General features: G+C 38.6%; 2 protein-coding genes. Both read left to right on the top strand.

Features of this window, described 5'->3' with window-relative positions:
* The coding region (locus WBN20_RS09535) for a TonB-dependent receptor plug domain-containing protein (RefSeq protein ID WP_424281511.1) at positions 1–1,227 on the top strand (1,227 nt) is incomplete at its 5' end.
* 145 nt (positions 1,228–1,372) lie between these two features.
* Complete coding sequence (locus WBN20_RS09530; protein WP_424281510.1) at positions 1,373–1,804, top strand: hypothetical protein; 432 nt, start codon at positions 1,373–1,375, stop codon at positions 1,802–1,804.
* Positions 1,805–1,855 lie beyond the last annotated feature (51 nt).

Below are 1,855 nucleotides of genomic sequence, written 5' to 3'. Positions count from 1 at the left end.
GAATCATCTTATGCTCAGTATACTGGTGCAGGAGAAGTAATTACACTTGCTACTCAGCAGCCGTCACAGGATTTCTTTGGAAGTTCCAGACCAGGCGGATCGCAGGTATTTCCAGGATTTAGTCCTAATAATGAATTATCGAGAGACCGCAGCAGTATTGCGGGATATTTTGATTTAGAAGCCGATTTTTCTGAAAAAGTACTTGTGAGTCTTGCCGCCCGCTTTGAAAATTACAGTGATTTTGGATCTACTTTTAACTTCAAGCTCTCGTCAAGAGTTAAGATTACTGATGAAATTAATATTAGGGGTGCCGTAAATACCGGATTTAGAGCGCCATCTCTTCATCAGATATATTTTAATTCAACTTCCACTATTTTTGATCAAGATGGGAATCCTCAAGAGGTGGGAACTTTTTCCAATGATAGCAGGGCAGCCAATCTTCTTGGGATACCAAGCTTAAAAGAAGAAACATCGAGTAGTGTAAGTTTAGGTGTAACAGCTCAAATACCTGATGCCAACCTTACCATTACTGGCGATGGGTATTTTGTAAGAATAAATGACAGGGTGGTGTATACAGGACAGTTTGTAGGTCCAGGAACCGGAACGGAATTGGATAATCTGCTTAGACAGGCAAATGCTTCGGCAGCTTCATTTTTTGCCAACGCTATTGATACGGAATCAAGAGGTATTGATTTAGTTATTACCCAGAGAGCTAATGTGTGGGATGGATGGATGCTTAATTCAAGTTTGGCAGCTACTTTCTCTAAGACGCAGCAGGTAGGGGAGATAAAGGCATCCCAGGTTCTTGAGGACGCAGGTTTGGTAGATACTTACTTCCCTGAAGATAGCAGGGTTTATCTGGAAGAAGCGGTGCCAAGAACAAAGGTGAACCTGACGTTTAATCTGTCTTCAGAAAAATGGATATTCTTTCTAAGAGGCGTATATTTTGGAAAAGTAACTGAAGCAACTACAAATATAGATAGACAACAAGTTTTTGGTACCAAATTTGTAACTGATCTTTCGGTGAGTTACAAAGCTACACCCTCACTTACCTTTACAGTCGGGGCAAACAACTTATTTGACACTTATCCCGACAGGGCGGCCGAAGTTTTGGCTGACGGTGGAAATAATCGTAGTAGTGGTCGTTTTGATTGGTCTCGTAGAGCACAGCAATTTGGAATTGGAGGTAGATTCTTATTTGCAAGAGTTAATTTCATTTTAAAATAAGCCATACAATGGCAATTATAAAAAAGCTACCTTATTGGGTAGCTTTTTTTGTTTATGGCGTTAAATTGACAGGAATTATAATTTTTGATAAAAAAGGCAGTTTATATAGAAGTTTATTAGATAAATTCTAAAAGGATTTGAGATCATGAAATTGAAATATTATTCTATTCTACTGTTTTTTATCTGCTTCTCAAGTTTTGGCCAAACAGATGATTGCACCTTGGGTATTGGTGGTAAGGATACAGAAACCATCATAAATGTATTTCAGCTCGATGATGAACAGTTGGTAAAAATGGAAGCCTGGATTCAGGAATTGAAAAAAACCAACGAAGTAATTGAGGAACAAATTGATGTTCTTTTGGAAAAACATCCGCAAAGTACCGAAGAGGAATTACGAGTTCTGGCTGAAAAATTTAAACCACTTAGGGCACAGATTATTGCCAATTCAAAAATATACGATCAAAAACTATTGGGCATACTAAACGAAAAGCAATACCAGCGTTATATTACTTTGTGTACCGAGGCTATGCGCAGACCACTTAAGGGATTAATATCTGAGGACGCTCAGCCGGAGTGATTTTAACACTTCAGAAAAGACGAAAGTGTTGGTAATGGAGTGCTAACCTAA

Source organism: Eudoraea sp. (genome assembly GCF_049665975.1).
In the GTDB taxonomy this organism is placed as follows: Bacteria; Bacteroidota; Bacteroidia; order Flavobacteriales; family Flavobacteriaceae; genus Eudoraea.
This window is presented reverse-complemented; position numbering and strand designations above follow the sequence as displayed.

Bases quoted from the DNA above. Each gene is read 5' to 3' on its own strand.
- WBN20_RS09530 (WP_424281510.1), top strand. From the start codon at position 1,373: ATGAAATTGAAATATTATTCTATTCTACTGTTTTTTATCTGCTTCTCA.